Annotated in this window: 13 protein-coding genes; 2 read left to right on the top strand and 11 right to left on the bottom strand. The window is 67.0% G+C overall.

The features are described 5' to 3' along the window. Positions 1-26: 26 nt before the first annotated feature. The 8 genes from VE759_RS18565 to VE759_RS18530 all read right to left on the bottom strand — a co-directional run bounded on the left by VE759_RS18565 (position 27) and on the right by VE759_RS18530 (position 13259). Positions 27-1175 carry a VOC family protein gene (locus VE759_RS18565; protein WP_324935134.1) on the bottom strand — a complete coding sequence of 383 codons (1149 nt, stop codon included), beginning with the start codon at positions 1173-1175 and terminating at the stop codon, positions 27-29. A 27-nt stretch (positions 1176-1202) separates the two neighbouring features. Then, positions 1203-2918 (bottom strand): alpha-keto acid decarboxylase family protein, encoded by a 1716-nt coding sequence (locus tag VE759_RS18560; protein ID WP_324935132.1) that lies wholly within the window; start codon positions 2916-2918, stop codon positions 1203-1205. A gap of 41 nt (positions 2919-2959) precedes the next feature. Next, positions 2960-4348, bottom strand: a complete 1389-nt coding sequence (locus VE759_RS18555) for an NAD-dependent succinate-semialdehyde dehydrogenase (RefSeq protein WP_324935130.1) — start codon at positions 4346-4348, stop codon at positions 2960-2962. A 699-nt stretch (positions 4349-5047) separates the two neighbouring features. After that, a complete protein-coding gene (locus tag VE759_RS18550) occupies positions 5048-5281 on the bottom strand; it encodes a hypothetical protein (protein WP_324935128.1) in 234 nt (77 codons plus the stop codon). A 209-nt stretch (positions 5282-5490) separates the two neighbouring features. Beyond that, positions 5491-8517: a BTAD domain-containing putative transcriptional regulator gene (locus VE759_RS18545; RefSeq protein ID WP_324935126.1), complete on the bottom strand. Its 3027-nt coding sequence runs from the start codon at positions 8515-8517 to the stop codon at positions 5491-5493. Between the two features lie 147 nt (positions 8518-8664). Continuing rightward, on the bottom strand, positions 8665-9369 hold the full coding sequence (locus tag VE759_RS18540) for a sigma-70 family RNA polymerase sigma factor (protein WP_324935124.1): 705 nt from the start codon (positions 9367-9369) through the stop codon (positions 8665-8667). A gap of 155 nt (positions 9370-9524) precedes the next feature. Next, positions 9525-9710 carry a hypothetical protein gene (locus tag VE759_RS18535; protein ID WP_324935122.1) on the bottom strand — a complete coding sequence of 62 codons (186 nt, stop codon included), beginning with the start codon at positions 9708-9710 and terminating at the stop codon, positions 9525-9527. 444 nt (positions 9711-10154) lie between these two features. Next, a complete protein-coding gene (locus tag VE759_RS18530) occupies positions 10155-13259 on the bottom strand; it encodes a BTAD domain-containing putative transcriptional regulator (protein WP_324935120.1) in 3105 nt (1034 codons plus the stop codon). 619 nt (positions 13260-13878) lie between these two features. Here VE759_RS18530 and VE759_RS18525 point away from each other — a divergent pair. Both VE759_RS18525 and VE759_RS18520 read left to right on the top strand, forming a co-directional pair. Next, complete coding sequence (locus VE759_RS18525) at positions 13879-14265, top strand: nitroreductase/quinone reductase family protein (RefSeq protein WP_324935144.1); 387 nt, start codon at positions 13879-13881, stop codon at positions 14263-14265. Between the two features lie 58 nt (positions 14266-14323). After that, positions 14324-15070: an oxidoreductase gene (locus VE759_RS18520; protein WP_324935118.1), complete on the top strand. Its 747-nt coding sequence runs from the start codon at positions 14324-14326 to the stop codon at positions 15068-15070. A 419-nt stretch (positions 15071-15489) separates the two neighbouring features. On the opposite strand, the gene VE759_RS18515 is transcribed toward VE759_RS18520, so the two are convergent. The 3 genes from VE759_RS18515 to VE759_RS18505 form a co-directional block, all read right to left on the bottom strand. After that, positions 15490-16284: an HAD-IB family hydrolase gene (locus tag VE759_RS18515; protein ID WP_324935142.1), complete on the bottom strand. Its 795-nt coding sequence runs from the start codon at positions 16282-16284 to the stop codon at positions 15490-15492. Positions 16285-17248: 964 nt separating this feature from the next. After that, complete coding sequence (locus VE759_RS18510) at positions 17249-18265, bottom strand: PAS domain-containing protein (RefSeq protein ID WP_324935116.1); 1017 nt, start codon at positions 18263-18265, stop codon at positions 17249-17251. Positions 18266-18568: 303 nt separating this feature from the next. Further along, on the bottom strand, positions 18569-20884 hold the full coding sequence (locus tag VE759_RS18505; RefSeq protein ID WP_324935140.1) for a DEAD/DEAH box helicase: 2316 nt from the start codon (positions 20882-20884) through the stop codon (positions 18569-18571). Positions 20885-20963 lie beyond the last annotated feature (79 nt).

Here is a 20963-nt window from a genome sequence, read left to right as displayed (position 1 = left end):
CCTTCTTTCTTTGGGTTAGGTGCGGATTAGGAATTGGCTACAGCGAACAGCCCGCGCAATGCGGACAGGTCGAACTCGTTGTCGTGACGCAATGCATCGACCATCGCGGCGAGCTCGGACGCGGTCTCGCGCGGTGATCCGACGCCCAGGAAGTCCCTGCTCGGCTGGGGTCCCCACTGATACAAGCCAGAGGCGGACAACGGGGCCCAGCCCGGCTCCAGGGTGTTGTCGAACATGTCACCGTCGGCGAAGTGTTCGACCAGGAACCCATCCGAGTCACGCCAGTAGTCGAAGATCTGGCTGCCCTGGATGTGGCGACCGATGCCCCACGAGCGGTAGTACCCTTGCTCGCGCAGGTACTCGCCGCCGGCGGCCAACGCGTCGAGGTCAGCGACCTGATACGCGGAATGCACGTAGCGCTTTACCGGACCCAGCGCCATCGCCAGCGTGTGGTGATCGGCCGGGACGGACCCGCGGTCGCAGCGGATGAAGCTCATGATCGGACCGCGCTCGCGCTGGCCGGGGTAGAAGCAGAAGTCGCTGACGATCATGCCCAACTTCTCCAGGTACCAGTTCAGCGCTTCGATGTACTTCGGGGTTTGCACGACCACGTGCCCGAGCCGCTGCACATTGGTGGGCACCCGCGGCGGACGCTGAGTGGCATTCGCGCGGGCAACCTCGTGACCGAAGTTGAACACGTGTGGGGTCTGCGAAGTGGGCAGTTCCTCCAGTTGATGCGTTCCCGACACGACCCGTATCGGAAGGCCGCTGGGGTCGACCAGATCAACGGTCACACCGCCCAGTGACTCCGGCAGCGGGCGTACGGTTGCGCCCGTCGCGTCGGCCAGCCGCACCAGGTCGGACTGCTCGGCGGCCACGAACGCCGGCCCGAGAAACTTCTCGCGCTGGCCGCGGCGGATCAGCACACACGGCGCGCCCGGGTCGCTGCCGCGAAGGTGCAGCTCCTCGTTGGTGCGGAGGGCAGTGGCGAAACCGAACGCATGGGCGAACGCCTCGGCCTTGATAAGGTCCGGCTTCTCAAACTCCAGCCAGATGACGTCCTGCACCTTGATGACCGGGTTGGCTGCGCGGCCGGGATGCTCGCCGGCCAGCCGCCCTTGCTCACTGTGCAGATCGTTGTGCGCATTGTGCGCACCGATGAGTTGGTCGGTCATTGGTCTTTCTCCTTCTAAATGTGTTGGCTAGATGTTTTGGGGTGGGCGGGCGTTGACACGGGCGACCTTGGAGCCCCAGGAGATGACCTCGGGGCTGGCGTCCTCATTGGGAACTTGGCATTCGATGAGGACAGGGCCGCCCTTGTGGGCGCGGGCTTTGGCGATGGCGTCGGCCAGTTCGGCCGGCGTGGCGGCGGTCAGCCCCAGGCCGTGGCCGTCCTCGGCGTTGAACACGTCGATCAGCCCGGCGTAGTCCCAGTTCTTGTAGTAGTTGTACGGGCCGTCATGGATGGCCGACTCGATCACGTATCCGCGGTTGTTGACCAGGAAGATCAGGATCTCCTGGCCGTGGCGGATCATGTTGGACACTTCCTGGGCCGTCAGCTGGAAGGATCCGTCGCCGATAGCCGCAACTAGCCGCCGGCCGGGTTCCAGGCCCAGCGAGTAGCCGAAGGCAGCCGGCGTGGCCCAGCCAATGGAGCCCCATTGCATCTCGATCTCAAAGCGGGCCCCGCCGGGCAGCCGGGTGTACATGCCGTCCCACCACGAGATACCGGTTTCCACCATCAGCGTGGTGTTGGCGTCGAGGTCCGCCTCGATCTGGCGCCACAGCTCGGCTCGGCTGAGATGGGTATCGGCGTCGACCTCGGCGGCCGGTGTGGGTGTGGGCGCTGCTCCCCTGAGGCGATGGTATTGCCGAAGGGTGGCATCGTTGGCTTGGACCTTCTTCGCCAGGTCGGACAGGAATTCGGCCAGCGCAACACCGGTGTATTCGGCGCCGGCGAACCGCACGACTTGCGGTTCGGCGCTGATCAGCCGCTGCCGCGCGGGCTGCGCGCTCCAGCCCACCGTGGTGTAGTCGGAGAACACCGGCCCTGCGGCCACGACCAGATCGGCCCAGTCGACGATGGCTTGGCAGCCAGGGGTGCTCACCTCGCCCCAGTAGATACCCGCGTACTGCGGGTGGTCTTCGGGGAAGAAGCCCTTGGCGTTGGGCATGACCGCCACCGCGCAGCCAAGCGCCTCGGCCAGTTCGCGGAAGGCGTCGATGGCGCCGTAGGAGCGCAGGTGCGCCCCGGCCAGCAGGATGGGCTTCTTCGCATTCTCCAGAAGCCGGCCGGCCCGGTCGACCGCGGCGGTCAATGCCCGCGGGTTGGTGGGCTGGAAAGACAGCATCGTGGAAGCCAGCAGCGTGTCGATCGGCGCCGGCTCGGGGCACGGCGCGGCCGACAGGTTGCACGCGATCTCGATGTAGACCGGCTTGCGCTCGCGCAGCGCGGAGCTGATCGCCTGATCGATCAGGGTCGGCGCATTATCGGGGTGCAGGATGCGCACCGCATCACAGGTCACCTGCCGACATACCTCGTACTGGTCGGAGAAATCGTGGGTGCCCATCGTGTGGTGCATGATGTGATTCGCGACGGGGTCATTGGTGTTGGGACCCGACGACACGAAGATCACCGGCAGGCGTTCCGCGTAGGCGCCGGCCACACCGTTGAGCGCCGAGTACGCGCCCACGTTGTAGGTGGTGAACACGGCGCCCGCCCCGTTGACCCGGGCATAGCCCTCGGCGGCATAGGCCGCGTTGAGCTCGTTGCAGCAGCCGATCTGCTCGATGTTCTCGTTGGTCAGCAGCTCGTCGAGCAGCACCAGGTTGTAGTCCCCGGGGACCATGAAGTAGTGCTTGAGTCCAATCTGCTCGAGCCGGGCCGCCAGGTACTTACCCACGGTGAAGTCAGCCATGGTTAAACGTTCCTTCGTTAGTTTCGTTAGTTGGGGATTGGTCAGGCCGGCGCGTCGATCGGGACGACGTTGATGAGCTTCTTGTTGATGAACTCCTCGATGCCGAGGTGGGCCAGTTCGTGGCCGTAGCCCGAGATCTTGACCCCACCGAACGGCAGGTCGGCCTTGAGCCGCGCCGGGTGGTTGATGTTCACCATGCCGGTGTCGATGCGCTTGGCGACCTCGATGCCATGCTCGATGTCACTGGTGAACACCGATCCGCCCAGCCCGAAGCGGGAGTCGTTGGCCAGCCGCACGGCTTCGTCCTCGTCCTTGACCCGGAAGAACAGCGCCACCGGCCCGAAGAACTCCTCGTAGTAGGCCGGGTTGTCCGGGGTGATGTCGGTCAGGATCGCCGGCTGCACGAAGGCACCCTTGGTGGGCACCGGCTCGCCGCATGGGATCGCCTTCGCGCCGGCTTCCACGGCGGCGTTGATCTGTGCGTTCAGGTCGTCGGCGGCCTTCTGGCTGCACATCGGGGCCAGCGTCGTCGCCTCGTCGAACGGATCGCCCGCCTTCAGTTCGGACATCGCCACCTGGAACTTCGCCAGGAACTCGTCGGCTATCTCGTCAACGACGACGATCCGCTTGGAGGCCACACAGCACTGTCCGCCGTTGAAAACGCGGCCGTGCACCGCCCACTCGACGGTTTTGTCCAGGTCGCAGTCGGCCAGCGCGATAAATGCGTCCGACCCGCCCAGTTCCATGGTGGACTTCTTGAGGTTGCGGCCCGCGCGGGCGGCCACGACCGCGCCGGCGCCCTCGCTGCCGGTCAACGCCACGCCGCGGACGCGGGGATCGTCGATCAGCAAGTTGATCTGATCCTTGGTGGCATACAGGTTGGTGTAAGCGCCCGCCGGTGCACCCGCCTCCAGCAGCAGCTTCTCGAAGGCCGCCGCCGCCTGGGGGACGTTGGAGGCGTGCTTGACCATGACCACGTTGCCGGCCATCAGGTTGGGCCCGGCCACCCGCGCCAGCTGGTAGTAGGGGAAGTTCCAGGGCTGCACACCCAGGATGACGCCCAGCGGCGCGCTGACGAGCATGGCGTTGTCATCGGGGCTGGCGGTTTCAAGGGGCTCGGGGGCCAGGAATTTTTCGGAGTTCTCGGCGTAGTAGTCCAAGATCTGGGCGCTGAGCTCGACCTCACCGAGGGCTTCGGTGTAGAGCTTGCCCATTTCGAGGGTCAGCAGCCGGGCGAATTCGTCGGACCGTTCGCGGAGGATCGCCGCGGCACGCGCGATGACGGCGGAGCGCTGCGCGAACGATGTCTGGCTCCACGACTCAAATGTCTTCTGCGCCTGCGCGAGAAGCTGCATCGCCTGCTCGTCGGTCAGCTCGTCAAAGCTGGCCACTACCTCGTTGTTGAACGGGTTCACGGTCTGGTATCCCATTGTGCTTCTTCCCTTCAGTTGGCGGCGGCTGTTGCCACCGGTTTCGATTCGTCTTCGACAAGCAACGGCACGGGTGCCGGTGTTGGTCTTGCCGCTGTTGGTCTCGCCTCTAACGGCTCACAGCAGATGCTGCCCGCCCGGGCGGGAAAGAGCCGAAATCGCGTCGGATCGGGCTCACCCGACGGCGCCGGCCACGTCGCTGAAAACGTCCCTGGCCAGGAGTTTTGCGCGGGACTTCGCACCGGAGCTGGGCAGGTGCACCGAGCGAGCGTCGCATTCGGATTCCTCTGCAAGCGCGGCAGCGCGCGTCGACTTGCAAGGGTGTTGACATGAACAAGGTGCGAGGGCGTTGACATGGACAAGAAGCAGCCGAGCGTGAACCCGCGTATGGGTAGGCGTCGGTCATGCCGGATGGTGCGCTGGCGAGGTCGTCTCTGCACAGTGCGCGAGTGCTGGCATTGCGCTGCGATGCCGGCGGTGCGCTGCGCGCAAGACCCCAGACCGGCTGGACATCTTCGGGCCGCAGAACGTCTCGGCGACGAGCGGCGACCAAGGTCATGGCACCCGCGGGCCGCAGCATGCGTCCGGTGATCGTGTGCGCCACGTCAATATCTCTTCGCCGCAACGGTTTTCGCGATGTGCCCCGCGAGGTCAACCGCAGGTCAACGGCACCGCAGCGCCGCCAGCCGGGAAACCGTCCTAATTGATGCAGATGGTGCCGTTGGCGTGCGTGCCGCTGCCCGTAAGGCACCCATTGGGAGGGTCTTTGGGCAGGCCGGGGGGGAGGCAGTTTTGCCGGTAATCGTCCCAGTACCAACCGTAAGGGCAGTCGGCCTGGGTGAGCGCCGGAGGAATCGTCATGAGCGAGGCAAACACGGCACTCGCCGCAGTCAATCCGGTTGCTGCCAACAGGGCAATTTTGCGATTCTTCATTTTCGCTGTCTTCCTCTGGGGTCTGCGGCTGCGATTCTGGTTGTCGCGGCGTACTTGTCGCCGTTGATTTCGGCTCTAACGGCTCACAACACATGCTGCCCAGCGGCGCGGGAAAACCCCGATATCGCATCCGATCCTGCTCACCGAGGCGGCCGCCGGTGACGTGGCTGACGGCGTCAACCGCGACGCCCTTCCTTCGAGAAGGGTGTTCAGCGCCGCAGCTGGTCCAGCAGCGCGCGGGTGCTGGCGGTAGGTGTGATCCCGGCGGCGCGCAGCGCCCGTTCGCATTGGGTGTAGGTGGTGATGACGCTGTCGTAGTCGCCGACGGCGCTGCGAATGCGCATGAGCGTCCGCCACATTGCTTCACGAAGCGGGTCGGCGGCCAGCACGGCCTCGGCCAGGCGTTGAGCATCGGAGTGTCGGTCGCCCGCATACGCCGCCTCGGCGGCAGCCGCTCGTGCGGTGGTGGCCAGCTCGGCGAGCTGCTGCCGCCGCTCCTCCACCCACGCCGAGCGCACGCCCGCGAAGTACTCGCCGCGCTCCAGCGGTGCGAGTGCCTGTTCGATTGCCGCGACGAGTTCGCCGCCCTGCAGTCGCGCGGCGGCGGCCAGTTCTTGCTCCAAGCGTGCCGATTCGCTGGCCAGCACTACTTCTGGGCTGAGCCCGACGCGACCGTCGTCGGCGACGCTCAGCGCGTCGGTGGGTAGCAGTCGGCGCACGCCGATGACCGTCTTGCGCAGGTAGGAGTGCGCGGACTCGTCGGCGCGGGCGTCGAATAGGGCGTTGAGAAGCTCGTAACGGCTGGCCGGCGCGCCTTTCCGGGCGGCGAGAAAGCCTAGCAACTCATAGCATTTCGCCAAGCTCGGGCGTATCTCTTGGCCGTTGAGGATGATCGCGGTGCGGCCGAATTCGACCAGCTGGATGGCTGTCGGGATACGGGTGCCTACCGCGACGCCTTGCGCGGCCAAGGCGCGGCCGATGGCATGCCAGGCCGAGTCGGCGTACGGTTCGGCGTCGATGCGTCGCGCCACCACCGCCGGGAAATCGGCCAGGGCTTGCAGCAGCACATGGTTGGATCCATGTTCGCGGGCGGCCTCAAGGGCGATGTCTGCGGCCTGGTCGGCGGCGTCCTCGTTGCCGACGCGCCACTCGGCCTCGGCCAGATACACCGCCGCCGTTGGCAGCTCCAAGATGCGATGGCCAGCCCGCATGCCAGCTACCGCTGCGCGTAGCGACGCCAAGGCGCTGTCTTCGTCATCCTCGATGAGTGCGGCCAGTCCGCGCCAGGTCTGGGCCAGCTCAGAAACCAGTGAGTAGTCGCTGGGGGCATCGCGGTTGATCTGCTCCAGGATCGCGGTCGCGCTCGCGGCGTCGCGGTCGGCGCGCAGCGCCAACTTCGCCGCGACAATGTGGTGCAACCCCGTCAGAATCGGCGATCCGTTCGCCTGGATGAACTTGGCGCCGCGGACGAGTGCAGCGCGAGCCTCATCGACTCGTCCAGCATCGAGTAGCACATCCGGTCCGACGACGGAGTCCATCACCCCGCCGAAAAAGCCCCCGCGCCCTGCCGCTTCATACTGCTGCAGCGCCTCTGCGGTGCGTCCGGTGGCGCGCAGCGCCCCGATCCGGCCCGTGCGCATGGCCACGCTCGTCCACGGCGACGGCGGATCGTCGGTCAGCTCGACTAGCCGGCCACGAAAATAGTCGATCCCGTACAGCATCCCGTCCAGCAGGCCGCCGGTGGGCTCAGGTCGGGGAGGGCCACCGCCCGCTTCCACCAGGGCGAGGGAGTAACGCACGATGTTGACGTCAGCGCCGGCGGGTGCCGCGTCGAGTACGGCGTGCACCTCAGCGATACGCCCGGCGAGAAAGTAGCACCATGCCATCAGGGCGGCGGCGCGTTCGGATATCGCCGCGAGCTCATCGCGCCGACCGAGCGCGGCCAGCTGGTCGGCGATGCGGACGCCCTGGCGCTGGTCGTCGCGCGCCACCGCCAGCATCAGCTGCGCCTCGGCGAACCCGAAATCGCCGACCGGCGCGACAGGCGATAACGCCTCGATCCAGCGATCGGCAACGGCGAAGTCTAGACGGTCGACGACACCCAGGATCGCAGCCTTGGCCGAGGTGTACGCATCGGTGAGCGCACCCGCGCCCAGCAGCTCCTCGACCGCCTCTTCATGAAAACCGTTGGCCGCCAGCAGCCGCCCATGGGCCGCGCGCAGCTCCCGCACCGCCGTGTTCCCGCGCTGCTCCAGCAGCCCGCGCATGTACTCCCGAAACCGCGCATGGCAGCGCATCGCCAGTGGATTGCTTGACCACTGCGCCGGGATCGGTGCTGATTGCAGCGACGCGAGCCGTTTAGCGGCGTCGTCGATGCCCAACGCCACTGCCGACTCGACAGTCACCTCCGGCAGTACCGAGGTGCTGATCAGAAACTCGCGATCATTCGCGTCCAGCTGATCAAGGATCTGCGCGCCGAGGTAGCTTCCGAGGCCGTCACTGCCGCCGCGGCTGTCGGCGACACGATTCGCGGAACGCCCCGCATCAAAGAGGACTCCGATCACCCAGCCACCGGTGGCCTCCACCGCCGCCGGCGCGTCGGCCCCCGACCGGCCAAGTCGCTGTAGAGCGATGCGCGCCTCCTCCACGGTGAACGCCAGGTCCGTGTCGCCGAGTCGCGCGAGCTCGGCATCCAGTGCGGGCGACAAGACCCACGCAGGTAGGGCGCGGCGGCTGATCAGAATGAGCCGCATGCTGGGGGGGCCGTAGTGCACGACCGAGCCGATCACCTCCCACGCCCGCCGCGATCCGTGCAGGCGCTCCAGATCATCGAGCACAAACACGACGTCGGCGTCGGCGGCCGCGTCGACAAGCAGCCCTGCGGCCTCGGCGTGCGGGATACCGGCGGCCAGCGCGCCGGTGGCGACCCCCCGCACCGAAGGCAGCTGTGCTGCCAGCGCCTCCTCCAAGTAGGTCACCAGCCGCCCCGGGGCCGCGGCGTCGGTGGCGTCGACGCTCAGCCAGGCCACCGGCCTGTCGAACTTGCGGCTGGCAAGGGCCACCGCCACCGACTTGCCCGCCCCGGCGGTGGCCGTGACCGCAATGACCCGGTGGGCATCAATGAGCTGGCAGAGCAACCCATCAAGGCGCTCACGCGGCACCGCACCCACCGGAGTATCCGGAACGAGGAGCTTGCGCCGTATGACCCGGGGTCGCTCAATCTCCGGTGCCGACATCGCCACTCCTGTCAGGCGGTCATCCTACAACTGCGACACCGCTGAGCGGGGAAAATCGACCGGCCGTACAGCATTGCCGCCGATGCGGCGTGGCAGGGCCGACGAGTGGGCGCACCGCATCACCTCATCAACGTGAATGCGGCCGGATCACGCGCTGGCGGGCAGCCCTGCGCGGAGGTCGCGGTTCCGCGCGTCAGCAAGCAGTCTGCGGAGATGTCCTCGTCCACGCCGAAGCCGTGACTTTACGGTTCCGTTCGGGGTACCCATGATCTGGGCAATCTCCCGGTACCGCATGCCCTCGACATCGGCGTAGTACACCACCACACGCAATTGTTCGGGCAAGGTCTGCATCGCCGCCATGATTTCGGTGTCAGGCAATGCGGCGAGAGCCTCATCCTCAGCCGAAACAAGTCCTGTCGATGTGCGTTGTGCGTGGGCCGCCAACTCCTGGTCGGTGACCCCTTCCGTCGAATACGGAGTCGGATGCCGTCGCTTTCGGCGGTAGGTATTGATGTAGGTGTTCGTCATGATGCGGTAGAGCCACGGCTTGAGGTTGCTGCCCGGCACGAATGTATGGAAACCGCTGTATGCCTTGACCATCGTGTCCTGTACCAGATCCTCCGCGTCCGCATGGTTATGGCACATACGCATTGCGTGGCGGTAGAGCGGCTCGCGTAGCGGCACGACGTCTCGTTCGAACCGCACGGCCCGTTCGGCCACCAGTAGATCAGCGACGTTATTGCGCTGCAGCGCGGCGTTTTTGGAATGACCGCGCACCTTTGGACTAGGCCTCTCGACAACCGTGACTGCGGTTGCCGGAGCAGTGGCTGCCTGCGACGCGACGATTTCCATGGCTAGACAGATTCCTTCTGGTTTAAATTGTTCGGCGGGTTCTGGCCGAACCGTGCGCGCCGGGCTCCAGCACGTTGGCTAAAGGCTTGAGGTGCACGAGTATTCGAACAATCGGCTGTGTAAGGCGATTTTGACCACGGTAGTCGTCGTATGGCTTACGCAACGAAGGCCCATCCCCTCATCGCTGCTTGAACCTCGGCCAGTGATCCGGAGACGACTGCCCTAACGCTCAGGTCTTGCCGGTAGTACCGGCCCACATAGGTGCCCATTTCGACGTCTAGCCGTACGACCGAGCCGTCGGCTGCACGGATGTGTCCCGGGCGGTTAAGGATGGTGGTCATGACGTGCTCGACCTCTTCGAGTCGAGGACTGTGCAGTTCACCGATGGAACTGGGATACCTTCGGCCACAACTTGGTACGGTGCAGGGCTGTCATGCCGGTGCGTTCTCAGGTAGTGGGCTGTCGAGTCCTTCCCATTCGGCGTCCGCGTACCCGACTGTGCGCCGTCGCTCAGCACGGGGAGATCGGTCAGGTACATGTGCGGCGAGCGGTAGCGGTAGACGAAGTTCGTCCCCCATGCACGGTCTTCGCGCTGTGTCTGCACTGTTGATCTCACCTCCAAATGCTTGTAGGAGATGCTGCCCGACCGGGTGGGAAAGAGGCGAAATCGCGTCAGATACGGCTCAGCGAGGAGGTCAAGCCGCCGTCGCGCGAGGATCTCTACTTGCCGCCACGGCCAATGCTTTTCAGTGGGTGGCCGGGCGGGAATGAGCCGAAACGGGTGTTCAGCGGCGCAGCTGGGTTAGCAGTGCGCGGGTGCTCGCAGCGGGAGCGATCTGGGCTGCTCGCAGCGCGCGTTCGCATTGGGTGTAGGTAGTGATGACGCCGTCGTAGTCGCCGACGGCGCTGCGGATGCGCATAAGGGTGCGCCACGTTGCTTCACGCAGCGGGTCGGCGGCCAGCACGGCCTCGGCCAGGCGTTGGGCGTCATGGTAGCGATCGGCCGCGTACGCCGCCTCGGCGGCGGCGGCGCGCGCGGTGGTCGCCAGCTCGGCGAGTTGTTGGCGGCGCTCGTCTACCCACGCCGATCGCACGCCGGGAAAGTATTCGCCGTGCGCGAGCGGCGCGAGCGCTTGTTCGGTCGCCTCGACCAGTTCGCTGCCCTGGAGGCGTAGTGCGGCGGCCAGTTTCTGCTCCAGGCGTGTGGATTCACAGGCCAGCGCCACGTCGGGGCTCAGACCGACCCGACCGTCGTCGCCGACGCTCAGCGTGTCGTCGGGCAGCAGCTGGCGCACGCCGATGATCGTCTTGCGCAGGTAGGAGCGCGCGGACTCGTCGTCGCGGGCGTCGAACAGCGCGTTGAGCAGCTCATCACGGCTGGCGGGCGCGCCCTTTTGGGCCGCCAGAAAACCCAGCAGCTCATAGCATTTCGCCAGCTTGGGCCGCACCTCTATGCCGTTGAGGATGATCGCGGTGCGGCCGAACTCGACCAACTCGATCGCCGTGCAGATCCGGGTTCCGACTGCCACACCTTGGGCGGTCAAGGCTCGCCCGATGGCGTGCCACGCCGAATCGGCGTGCGGTTCGGCGTCGATGCGCCGCGCCACCACCGCCGGATAGTCGGCCAACGCCTGCAGCAGTATGTGGTTGGTTCCGTGCTCGTGGGCGGCCTGCAGTGCGATGTCGGCGGCGCGGTCGGCGGCGTCCGGGTTGTCCGCGCGCCACTCGGCCTCGGCCAAATACACCGCGGCGGTCGGCAGCTCCAGGATGCGCCCGCTGGCTTGCATGCCCGCGACCGCCGCCCGCAGCGACGACAGCGCGGTCTCCTGGTCATCCCGCAGGAGCGCCGCGAGCCCGCGCCAGGTCTGGGCGAGCTCGCGAACCAGGGCCTCGACGGCGGGCGCGCGGGCGATCTCGTCCAAAGCTGCGATCGCGCGCGCCGGGTCGCGGTCGGCGCGCAGCGCCAGCTTGGCCGCGGCAATATGATGCAACGCCGCCCAGCCTGGCCGTCCCCTCTCCTGGGCGAGCTTGCGGCCCCGGGTCAGTGCCGCGCGGGCTTGGTCGAGTTGCCCCGCGTCGAGCAGCACATCGGGCCCGACGAAGCAGTCGAGAACACCGGCGAAAAGGCCCCGCCGCCGCGCCTCCTCATACTGCTGCAGGGCTTCTGCGGTGCGTCCGATGGCGCGCAGCGCCCCGATCCGACCCGGGCCCATGGCCACCGTCGTCCACGACGACGGGGGATCGTCGGCCAGTTGTTTTAGCTCGCCGCGCACGTAGTCGGTCCAATACAGCAGCGCGTCCAGTGAGCCGCCGCTGGGCTCGGGTCTTGGAGGAGTGCTCACAGGTGCACCTTCTGGGGCGAAGGCGTAGGCGAGGGCATAGCGCACCGCGTTGACGGCAGGGCCGTCGGTCGCCGCATCGAGCACGGCGTGCGCGTCATCGAGGCGTCTGGTGACTATGTAGCAATAGGCCATCAGGGCGGCGGCGTGGTCGGATGTTGCCGCGAGCCGATCGCGCAGCCCCGTCGCAGCGAGCTCGTCGACGATGCCTGCGGCGGGCAGGTAGTCGTCGCGGGGTATTGCGAGCATCAGTTGGGCCTCGGCGAACCCGACGTCGCCCTCCGGCGCCACGGGGGAGAGCGTCTCGATCCAGCGATCGGCGACGACGAAGTCCATCCGCTCGACCACACCGAGGATCGCATGCTTGGCCGAGGTGAACGCCTCGGCGAGGGCACCGGCCGCCAGCAGCTCCTCGACCGCCTCCTCGTGAAAACCCTTGCGTGCCAGCAGCCGTCCATGGGCCGCGCGCAGCTCGCGCAGCGCCGCCTGCCCGCGATGGTCAAGCAGCCCGCGCAGATACTCCCGAAACCGCGAATGGCAGCGCAACGCCGGCCGATCCGGCGACCACAGCGCCGGGATGGGCGCCGCCTGCAGCGAGGCGAGCCGCGCGGCGGCGTCATCGACACCCAGCCCGACCGCGCACTCCACGGTCACGTCCTCCAGCAGCGAGGTGGTGATGAGGAACTCGCGATCCTTCGCGTCCAGCTCGCCCAGGATGTGCGCGGCCAGGTAGTCCCCAAGGTCATCAGGGCCCCCGCCGGTGTGGTCGCGCCAGGCATCGAACAGCACCCCGGTGACCCAGCCACCCGCGGCCGCGACCGCGGCCGTCGCGTCGGCGCCCGAGCGGCCGAGTCGCTGCAGGGCGATGCGCGCCTCCGCCACGGTGAAAGCCAGATCCGCGTCGCCGACTCGGGCCACCCCCCCGTCGTGTGCGGGACAACACGTTTCGGTGGGTATGGCGCGGCGGCTGATCAAAATGAACCGCATGTTCGCCGGGGCGTAGCGCACGATCGACGCGATGACCTCCCACGCCGGCTGCGATCCGTTGAGCCGTTCGAGATCGTCCAGCACGAAAACCACATCGGTGTCGGGGACAGCTTCGGCGAGCAGGCCCGCCGCCTCGGCATGCGGAAGTCCCGCGGCCAGCGCAGCCGTGGCCACCCCCCGCACCGACGGCAGCTGTGCTGCCAGCGCCTCCTCCAGGTAGGTCACCAGGCGCCCCGGGGCCGCGGCATCGGTTGCGTCAACGCTCAGCCAGGTCACCCTGTCAAACGTGCGGCTGGCATGGGCCACCGCGACCGACTTGCCGGCCCCGGGCGTGGCCGTGACGGCAACGACCCGGTGGGCCTCGACAAGCCCGCGCAGCAACCCGTTGAGCCGCTCACGCGGCGCGGCGGCCGCCGGAGCGTCCGGAACGACGAGCTTGCGCCGGATGACCCGTGATCGTTGTCCGTGCTGGGTCGACGCCGCCGTGTCCAACGCCGGTGCGGCCCATCGCTGCAGTGGTTCGGCGAGGTTCGTCAAAATGTCCCCTAGCTGCGTATTCGTCAATCGTGCAGCCGATGATGTGGCCAGAATTGACCCACCAAAGGCACGGTGCGCGAAGATCGCGGTCCCCTCCGCGTTGGGCCGCTCGCCGGCTGCTCTCTAACCGGTTTGAATTGGCCTCCGCGTCGATGTGGCGTTAAGAGTCGCCGATATCAGTCGGGCAGTCGATACGGTTGTCGCCCATACATACCTCCTGCTAGCCGGAATTGTTGACACCTCGGCGCGCCACGATGAGCGGGATCAATCGGTGCCAGCTCCAGCCGACCTCGAGTTCCTAACCCGGGTAGCGCCGGCAACCGGGTGTGGCGCGTTGATCGGCGTGGACCGCAAATATCGGGCGCCGCGTACTTCGGGCTGTTCGGTGAGCAGGTCGCCGGCACCCGACCGCTCGCTGCGGCCGTGCGTTGTTCCGGAACCCTTGCCGCAGAACGACTTCATCGCTGAGAAAGCTCGACACAAGCCGAGAAGCCAAGGCGGACAGGCTCGCTGCCACGTCGGCGTTTCGTCACGGGAAGGCACTCGACAACTAGCGGCTTCCTAGACGATTGTGGTTCGGCGCATGCTGGTGACGGCGCACCGGGTCTGTTGCGGGCGGCAAAAGTCAGCGATCAAAATCAAAGCTATGGCGTATCTAAAACCTCCGTGGTTCACCCGCAAGGTATTCAATCGGATCGCGATGTCCACCGGGCGCGGCCCGTTCGAGACGCTGACCGTGGTGAAGCGGGTGAGCAGGCAGCCGCAGAAGATTCCGCTAACCCCTGTCGAGGTCGACGGCGTCAAGTACCTGGTGTCCGCGTACGGCGAGACGCAGTGGGTAAAGAACGTGAGAGCCAATCCGGACGTCAAGCTCGGCAACGTCGACTACCGTGCCGCCGAAACGGCGGTTGGCGCGAGGAAGCCTATCCTCGATGCCTACAGGGCCAAGGTCGGCAAGTACGTCGACAATCAGTTCGGACAACTGCCCGATGACGCCGACCACCCCGTGTTTGCGCTCACCCGAAGGAACTGACCGGCGTGGCGGGCCCACCGCGCCGTGCGGCACGCGCGCGGGGCTAACGTGACGGGTCGTGGCCGACGACCCGCTTGCACCTTTGCTTGAACTGCCCGGTGTGATAGAGGCCAGCGACGCCGTCCGGGAGGCGCTCGGCAAGGCGCACCGCCACCGGGCCAACCTGCACGGCTGGGCCGCCAACGCCGCCGAGGCGGCCGTTCGGGCGGCCCGGGCGTCGTCGATTCTCGACGGCGGCGGGCCACGGTTCCCGGCTGACGGACTGGTCTCGGGCCCGGTGCTGGCCGGCGCGCTGCGCGTGGCCGAAGCGCTAGAGGGCGGCACCACGTCGCTGGTCGGGGTGTGGCAGCGGTCGCCGTTGCAGGCCTTGGCGCGGCTGCATGTGCTGGCGGCCGCCGATCTGGTCAACGAGGACCGGTTGGGCCGCCCGCGTGCCGGCGAAGAGGTCGCGCGCCGCCTGGAATTGCTCGCCGGGCTGATCACCGGCGGCAGCGAGGCACCCGCGCCGGTGCTGGCCGCGACGGCGCACGGCGAATTGCTGACGCTCGCCCCGTTCGGCAGTGCCGACGGTGTGGTGGCGCGCGCGGTGTCGCGGTTGATCACGCAGGCCAGCGGGCTTGATCCGCACGGGCTCGGGGTGCCAGAGGTCTACTGGATGCGGAACACGGCCGATTACCGCGCCGCCGCACAAGCGTTCGCGACAGGCAGCGCACGCGGCGTCGGCGATTGGCTGTTGCTGTGCTGCCGCGCGCTCGAGGCCGGCGCACGAGAGGCGCTGTCCATCGCAAACGCAGCTAACAGATAGAGGACTCTGGCGGCTAACAGGCGATGGCCGGCAAACATGTGAAGCGGGCGACGTTCCGAACGTGTCGGCTCGCCGCCCGCTAGCACGGATACGCGGCTACCAAGCGTGCAATGTGGGGCTGCGTGGGTTGGTCTCGGCGATCTTGCGATGCGCTTCGACTGCAACCCCACCCAAAGGGCTGTCGTGATCGTTCGCTTTTCGCAATTTCGCAGACCCGCAGCGCTTTTGCCTATCCGCGGCCTTATGCTCCGCGTGGGTACCGCGATCCGTGCTGGGTTGTCCGATTCGGGAGGCCGAACCTTCTCTTCCGATTCGGCCTTGGCCTCACCGGACTACCGTGCCTCCTTTGTACTACGTGACCACGGCCACAGCAAGGGGTGAATTATCGCGATATGGCGTCGGTGCCGGTGCACGCCGTTTCAGAGCAGGAAGCGCTTCAGCAGCGAATACGTCAGCGCTCCTGCCGCGAGTGCGCTGACACCGATCGCCGCGGTGCTTGCGACGGCCGCACTCGACGGCGCCGGGATGCGGTCGCGCATTGAGACGGGCTTCGAAAATGTCAGCACCGGCCATCCGCGCGCGGCCGCCTCCTTGCGCAGTGTGCGGTCGGGGTTGACCGCCGTCGGATGCCCGACGGTCCGGAGCATCGGCATGTCCGTGATCGAGTCTGAGTACGCGTAACAGTGCTCGAGTGGATATCCTTCGCGCGCAGCCAGTTCCCGGATCGCTTCCGCCTTGCCTTCGCCGTAGCAATAGAACGCGATGTCCCCGGTGTACTTGCCGTCCTCGACGACCATCCGGGTGGCCATCGCGTGGGTGGCGCCCAACCCGCGTGCGATCGGTGCGACGATCTCCTCGCCCGACGCCGACACCACCACCACATCGCGGCCGCACAGCTTGTGGTCGGCGATCAGCTCGGCAGCCTCGGCGAAAACCAACGGATCGACGATGTCGTGCAGCGTCTCGCCGACGATTGACTTGACCTGTTCGACGTCCCAGCCGGCGACCATGTTGGTGACATACGCCCGCATGCGGTCCATCTGATCGTGATCGGCGCCGGACATCAGGAAGAAGAATTGGGCGTAGGTGGACTTCAGCACCGCGCGCCGATTGAGCAGACCTTGGTCGAAGAAAGGTTTGCTGAAAGCGAGGGTGCTGGACTTGGCGATGACGGTCTTGTCCAGGTCGAAGAACGCCGCGGTGCGGACCGGCATGCCGGCCGAGGCTTGGGTCTCAGGCGTCGCGTGCCGCGCGTCGGCCGGGTCTGAGGCGGTCACGTGTTTCAGCATAGGGTCGCGATACGGCAGTGCGCGGTGCGCCCGCCAAAGTGGCAGTTCAAGCCAGGTGTCGGCGATTGCAATTCGCCGTTAGCCCAGTGTTATCGAGTGCAACTAGGTCTTGCGCCACTACGACATCTCGTGTGTATAGTGAGCATCACTCGGCTTATGCCGGGTGTGTATCAGCCCGACCCCCCGGGGCTGATACACGACGACCCTCGCCTCCTCCCCCCCTGGCGGGGGTCGTCCCTTATCCGCACCCCTTGCTGGTCCGTCGGCGTACCGATTGCGCCGAATCGTTGCGGAATGCGGTTTTCGTCACGATTCGTCCGGCACTCCTGGGCGGGTCACACTTGCTCCAGAATCTGGACGACCCGCCTGGTGGCGGCTATGCACCGGGCCACGCGGTTGAGCCATCACGTCCACCACAAGCGTGCGGTCGATGGTGGACAAGGCGGGTTTGCGCGATGAGGTCGGCCGGGCCACTCGGCGAGCTTGCTGACGGATGATCGCGGATCGGCTGCCGCGGGGACCGCCGACGGTTGTGCGTCGCTTCCGCGGTGGTGGCGCGGCACCGCGCCCAGAGGGCCGGCGATCCCGCCACGCGGGCGCATGGGCGGGCGCTCATGGTGGACGCCGACACGGCAAACGGGTAGGCCACGCGGCAATGGTCACGCTTCAACGAGGCGAATTGCGTTGAGCGCCTGAGGAATGAGGTGATGCCGCAACCGCAGGGCAACGCGTCATCATCACCGTGCTCATGGAATTCGCTGGAATTCGCCGACGACCGAGGTGGACTGGCGATGGCGGGGATGTCACTGACGAGATCACCGGCCAGATCAACTGGGTGCGAATCGATATCGACGGCGACGGTCAGGAGCAACTGATATCGGCTTGGTTGCTACGGCGCGCTGAGGCGTGAGTCGGTCAGCTCGGCCTCGGTCGGCAGCCTCAGCGATATCAAGGCCGCGACGGCCTTCTTGTCCAGCTCCACGCGACTCACGGTGACGTGCAGCGGGACCCAGCCGCCGTCGTTGCCTTTCAACCGCAGCACTCGGCTTGTCGGTCCGTGCGCGAACTCCGTCGTCATCGCCGGCATCAAGTGCTCGTCGGCGGGATGCACCATCGGGTCACCGGTCTGCCGCCAATTGAAGTACGGGCACGGCTCGTCGAGCCACTTCAGCAGGATCCAGCTGTGGAGATCGACGAGCGCCCGATAGGTTCCCGGCTGCGCGAGACCGTCGAGGATGCGCTGCGCCAAGAAATCGTGCGCCACTGCAGGCCCGTCCCGCTCGACGCGCCAATTCAGCGCGCGGCTGATCAGATGCCGGCTGCCGTCGGGCAGCGTCTCGAGATTGGCGCGTGCGACGAAGCCCACCTTGATCGGCTCGCCATTGCGGTCGGTCACGTCCCAGGTGCTGCAGATCGAGTCTCCGGGAGCGCAGCGTATTGCCAGCGAAAGCACCTCGGCCTCGTTCGCGTTCAGGCTCTTGCGCGGCAGGTCTTCGGCAAAGGCCCGGCCGTGGGTGCGTTCCGAAGACGGGTCCATGCCGCTATTGGACAGCGACTCGGCCGTGTCTGTGGCCACGCCGCTGGTCAGATCCCAGGTCAGCGGCCCGATGACCGGGCGCTCGGGCGGTTCCTCGCCGACGCAACCGTTCCAGACCTGCACGCCATGGACACGGCCATCGGACATCCGCACCGCCTCCGCGAGGATCACGCGGTCGGTGCCCGGCAGCACCCGGTTCACGCCCCTACCGGTGCGCGCCGTCCTCTTCACGGCCTCGGCGACGACTTGCAGGTATGGGTTTCGCCTCAAGAACGCGCTGAGCGGCACCATGTTCTTGAGCTGACGCCCCTGCGCGACCACGGCAGGCTCATCGCCGAGCGTCTCGATGAGTAGCCAGTCATGCCCCACCGCGCGATACTACAAACCCCTGCCAGCGGGCACAGGCGGTCGTGCCACGGAATTCGTAGGCCGATCACGTTCGTTGCTCACGCTAACGACATAGGCGCGGGCGATCCGCTTGCGCAACGCCTGCTGGCACGGTATTTTTCGGCTGCGCCCGACCATTCGGGATGGGGAACGGATCGCGCAGTCCGACCGTTCGTCGCAGCGGTCCGCCGTCCTCGCAGTGAACACAAATTGCGCTCAGCGGCCGCCAGACAGGTCAATCCGGGGAGTCGACCGTCGAGGGGTCGGTCGAGATCGACGGATGGGTCAGGGGAGCGCGGTCAACTCGGCGAGCACCAGTCGCAGTACCGCCACCGCGGCATGCTTGTCGAGCGGATCATTGCCACTGCCGCACTTGGGCGACTGCACACACGACGGGCAACCCTGCGGGCATTCGCACGCCTCGATCGCCGCCGCAGTAGCGGCCAACCATGTGCCGGCCTGGCGGAAACCGCGCTCGGCGAAACCGGCGCCGCCAGGATGCCCGTCGTAAACAAAAACGCTGGGCAAGCCGGTATCCGGGCCGATCGCGGTGGACAGGCCGCCGATGTCGCCGCGGTCGCAGCTGGCCACCAGCGGCAGCAACCCGATCGCCGCATGCTCTGCGGCATGTAACGCACCGGGCACATTGGCCCAGTCAATACCATTGCACTCCAATGCTTCTGGTGTGATCGTATACATCACAGCGATCGTGTCGAGCGTGTTCGTCGGCATGTCGAGCTCGACGAAGTCGATCACTTCGCCGTTGGGCTGCCTGCGGAGGTAGCCGATCACGGTGCTAGTCACGGCGACCGGCACGAGTCCAAGCGTGACCGGCCCGAAGCTGCGCCGCTCTCCGGGTCCGGTGACCACGATGTCGGTCAGCTCCCGCGCGAACGTCGCATAGCCGGGATCCTCGGCATGCACGAACGCCACACCGGCGTCGAAGTCCAGAGAATCGACGACGTAGCTTTCGCCTTGATGCAGATATACCGCGCCGGGGTGCACGGACAGCGACGCCCGGGCGGCGTCTACGGTTCCCAGCAGCCGGCCGGTTTCGGCCTCCACGATCGCGATCTGCTCTCCGGTGGAGCCGCGGATGTTGACCGCCGGATGCGGATCGACGCCCGGCGCGGCGAAATAGCCGCGTCCCCTTCTGCGCAGTAGCCCGTCATCGACGAGGCTAGTCGCGACGGCCGTGGCATCCCAGGCCTGGACCTCCTCACCGGTTAGCGGCAATTCGGTTGCCGCGCAGAGCAATTGCGGGCCAAGCACGTGCGGATTAGTTGGATCGATGACCACCATCTCGATCGGCTTGTCCAGCAGCGCCGCCGGATGATGCACGAGGTACGTGTCGAGCGGGTCGTCGCGGGCGATCAACACCACCAACGCGCTCTGGCCCCGTCGGCCCGACCGCCCGGCCTGCTGCCAGAACGACGTCACGGTGCCGGGAAATCCTGCCAGCACCACCGCATCCAGTCCCGCGATGTCGACCCCGAGCTCGAGCGCGTTGGTGGTGGCCAGGCCGACCAATTCGCCCTGAGCGAGCGCACGTTCCAGCGCCCGCCGGTCTTCGGCGAGATAGCCCGCGCGGTACGACGCCACCCGCGCGGCCAACTCCGGCGCCGTCTCATCCAGCCGGGCGCGCGCGGACAGCGCGGTCAACTCCGCCCCGCGCCGCGACCGCACGAATGTCAGCGTGCGCGCGCCCTCCGCCACGAGGTCGGCCATCACCCGCGCGGCCTCCGCACCGGCCGAGCGCCGCACCGGTGCACCGTTTTCCCCGACGAGATCCGCGCGCAGCGCAGGTTCCCACAACGCGACGGTCCTGGCGCCCTGAGGCGAGCCGTCCTCGGTGATCTCGGCGACTGTCTGACCGATCAGCTTCGAGGCCGCGATGCCCGGCGAGGCGGTCGTCGCGCTGGCGAAGATCACCGTCGGCTGGGCGCCGTACCGCCCGCCCAGCCGTAACAACCTGCGCAGCACCATCGCCACGTTCGAGCCAAAAATCCCGCGGTAGTAATGGCATTCGTCGACCACGAGGTAGCGCAAGTTGCGCAGGAACACCGCCCACCTTGGGTGGTTGCGCAGCAGCGACAGATGGATCATGTCGGGGTTGGAGAACACCAACCGCGCCTGCTCGCGTGCGAACCGGCGCACCTCGGCGGGGCTGTCGCCGTCGTAGGCGGTGGGCGCAACGTCGGACAACCGCGGCGTCGCGTCGACCAACGAGTGTGCGGCCCTTAGCTGATCGTGGCCGAGCGCCTTCGTCGGGGACAGATACAGCGCCCTGGCGCGTCGGTCGGTGGCCAAGGCGCACAAGATCGGCAACTGATAGCACAGCGATTTACCCGACGCCGTCCCGGTGCTCACCACGACGTGGCGGCCGTTGTGCGCCAAAGTGGCCGCCTCGAGCTGATGTGACCACGGCGCTTCGATTCCGCGGTCGATGAAGGTGCGCACCACGTCCGGCTCGGCCCACGCCGGCCATTCCCGCGGCCGGCCGTGGCGCGCCGGCAGTTCGGCGACATGCCGTAGCGGTTGCTCGCCGGGATTGGCGCCGGCGATCGCCGAAGTGAGCAGCTCGCGGCCGAAACTGGCCATCACCGCCTCCTTCCGGCAGATCGCCCGGTAGTCCTTGAGTGAATTGTTCACGACATCGTTCATGCCGAGACTGTCGCCG

Source organism: Mycobacterium sp. (genome assembly GCF_035640695.1).
Lineage (GTDB): Bacteria > Actinomycetota > Actinomycetes > Mycobacteriales > Mycobacteriaceae > Mycobacterium.
Note: the sequence above shows the minus strand (reverse complement) of the source record. Positions and strands in the feature narration are given on the sequence as shown.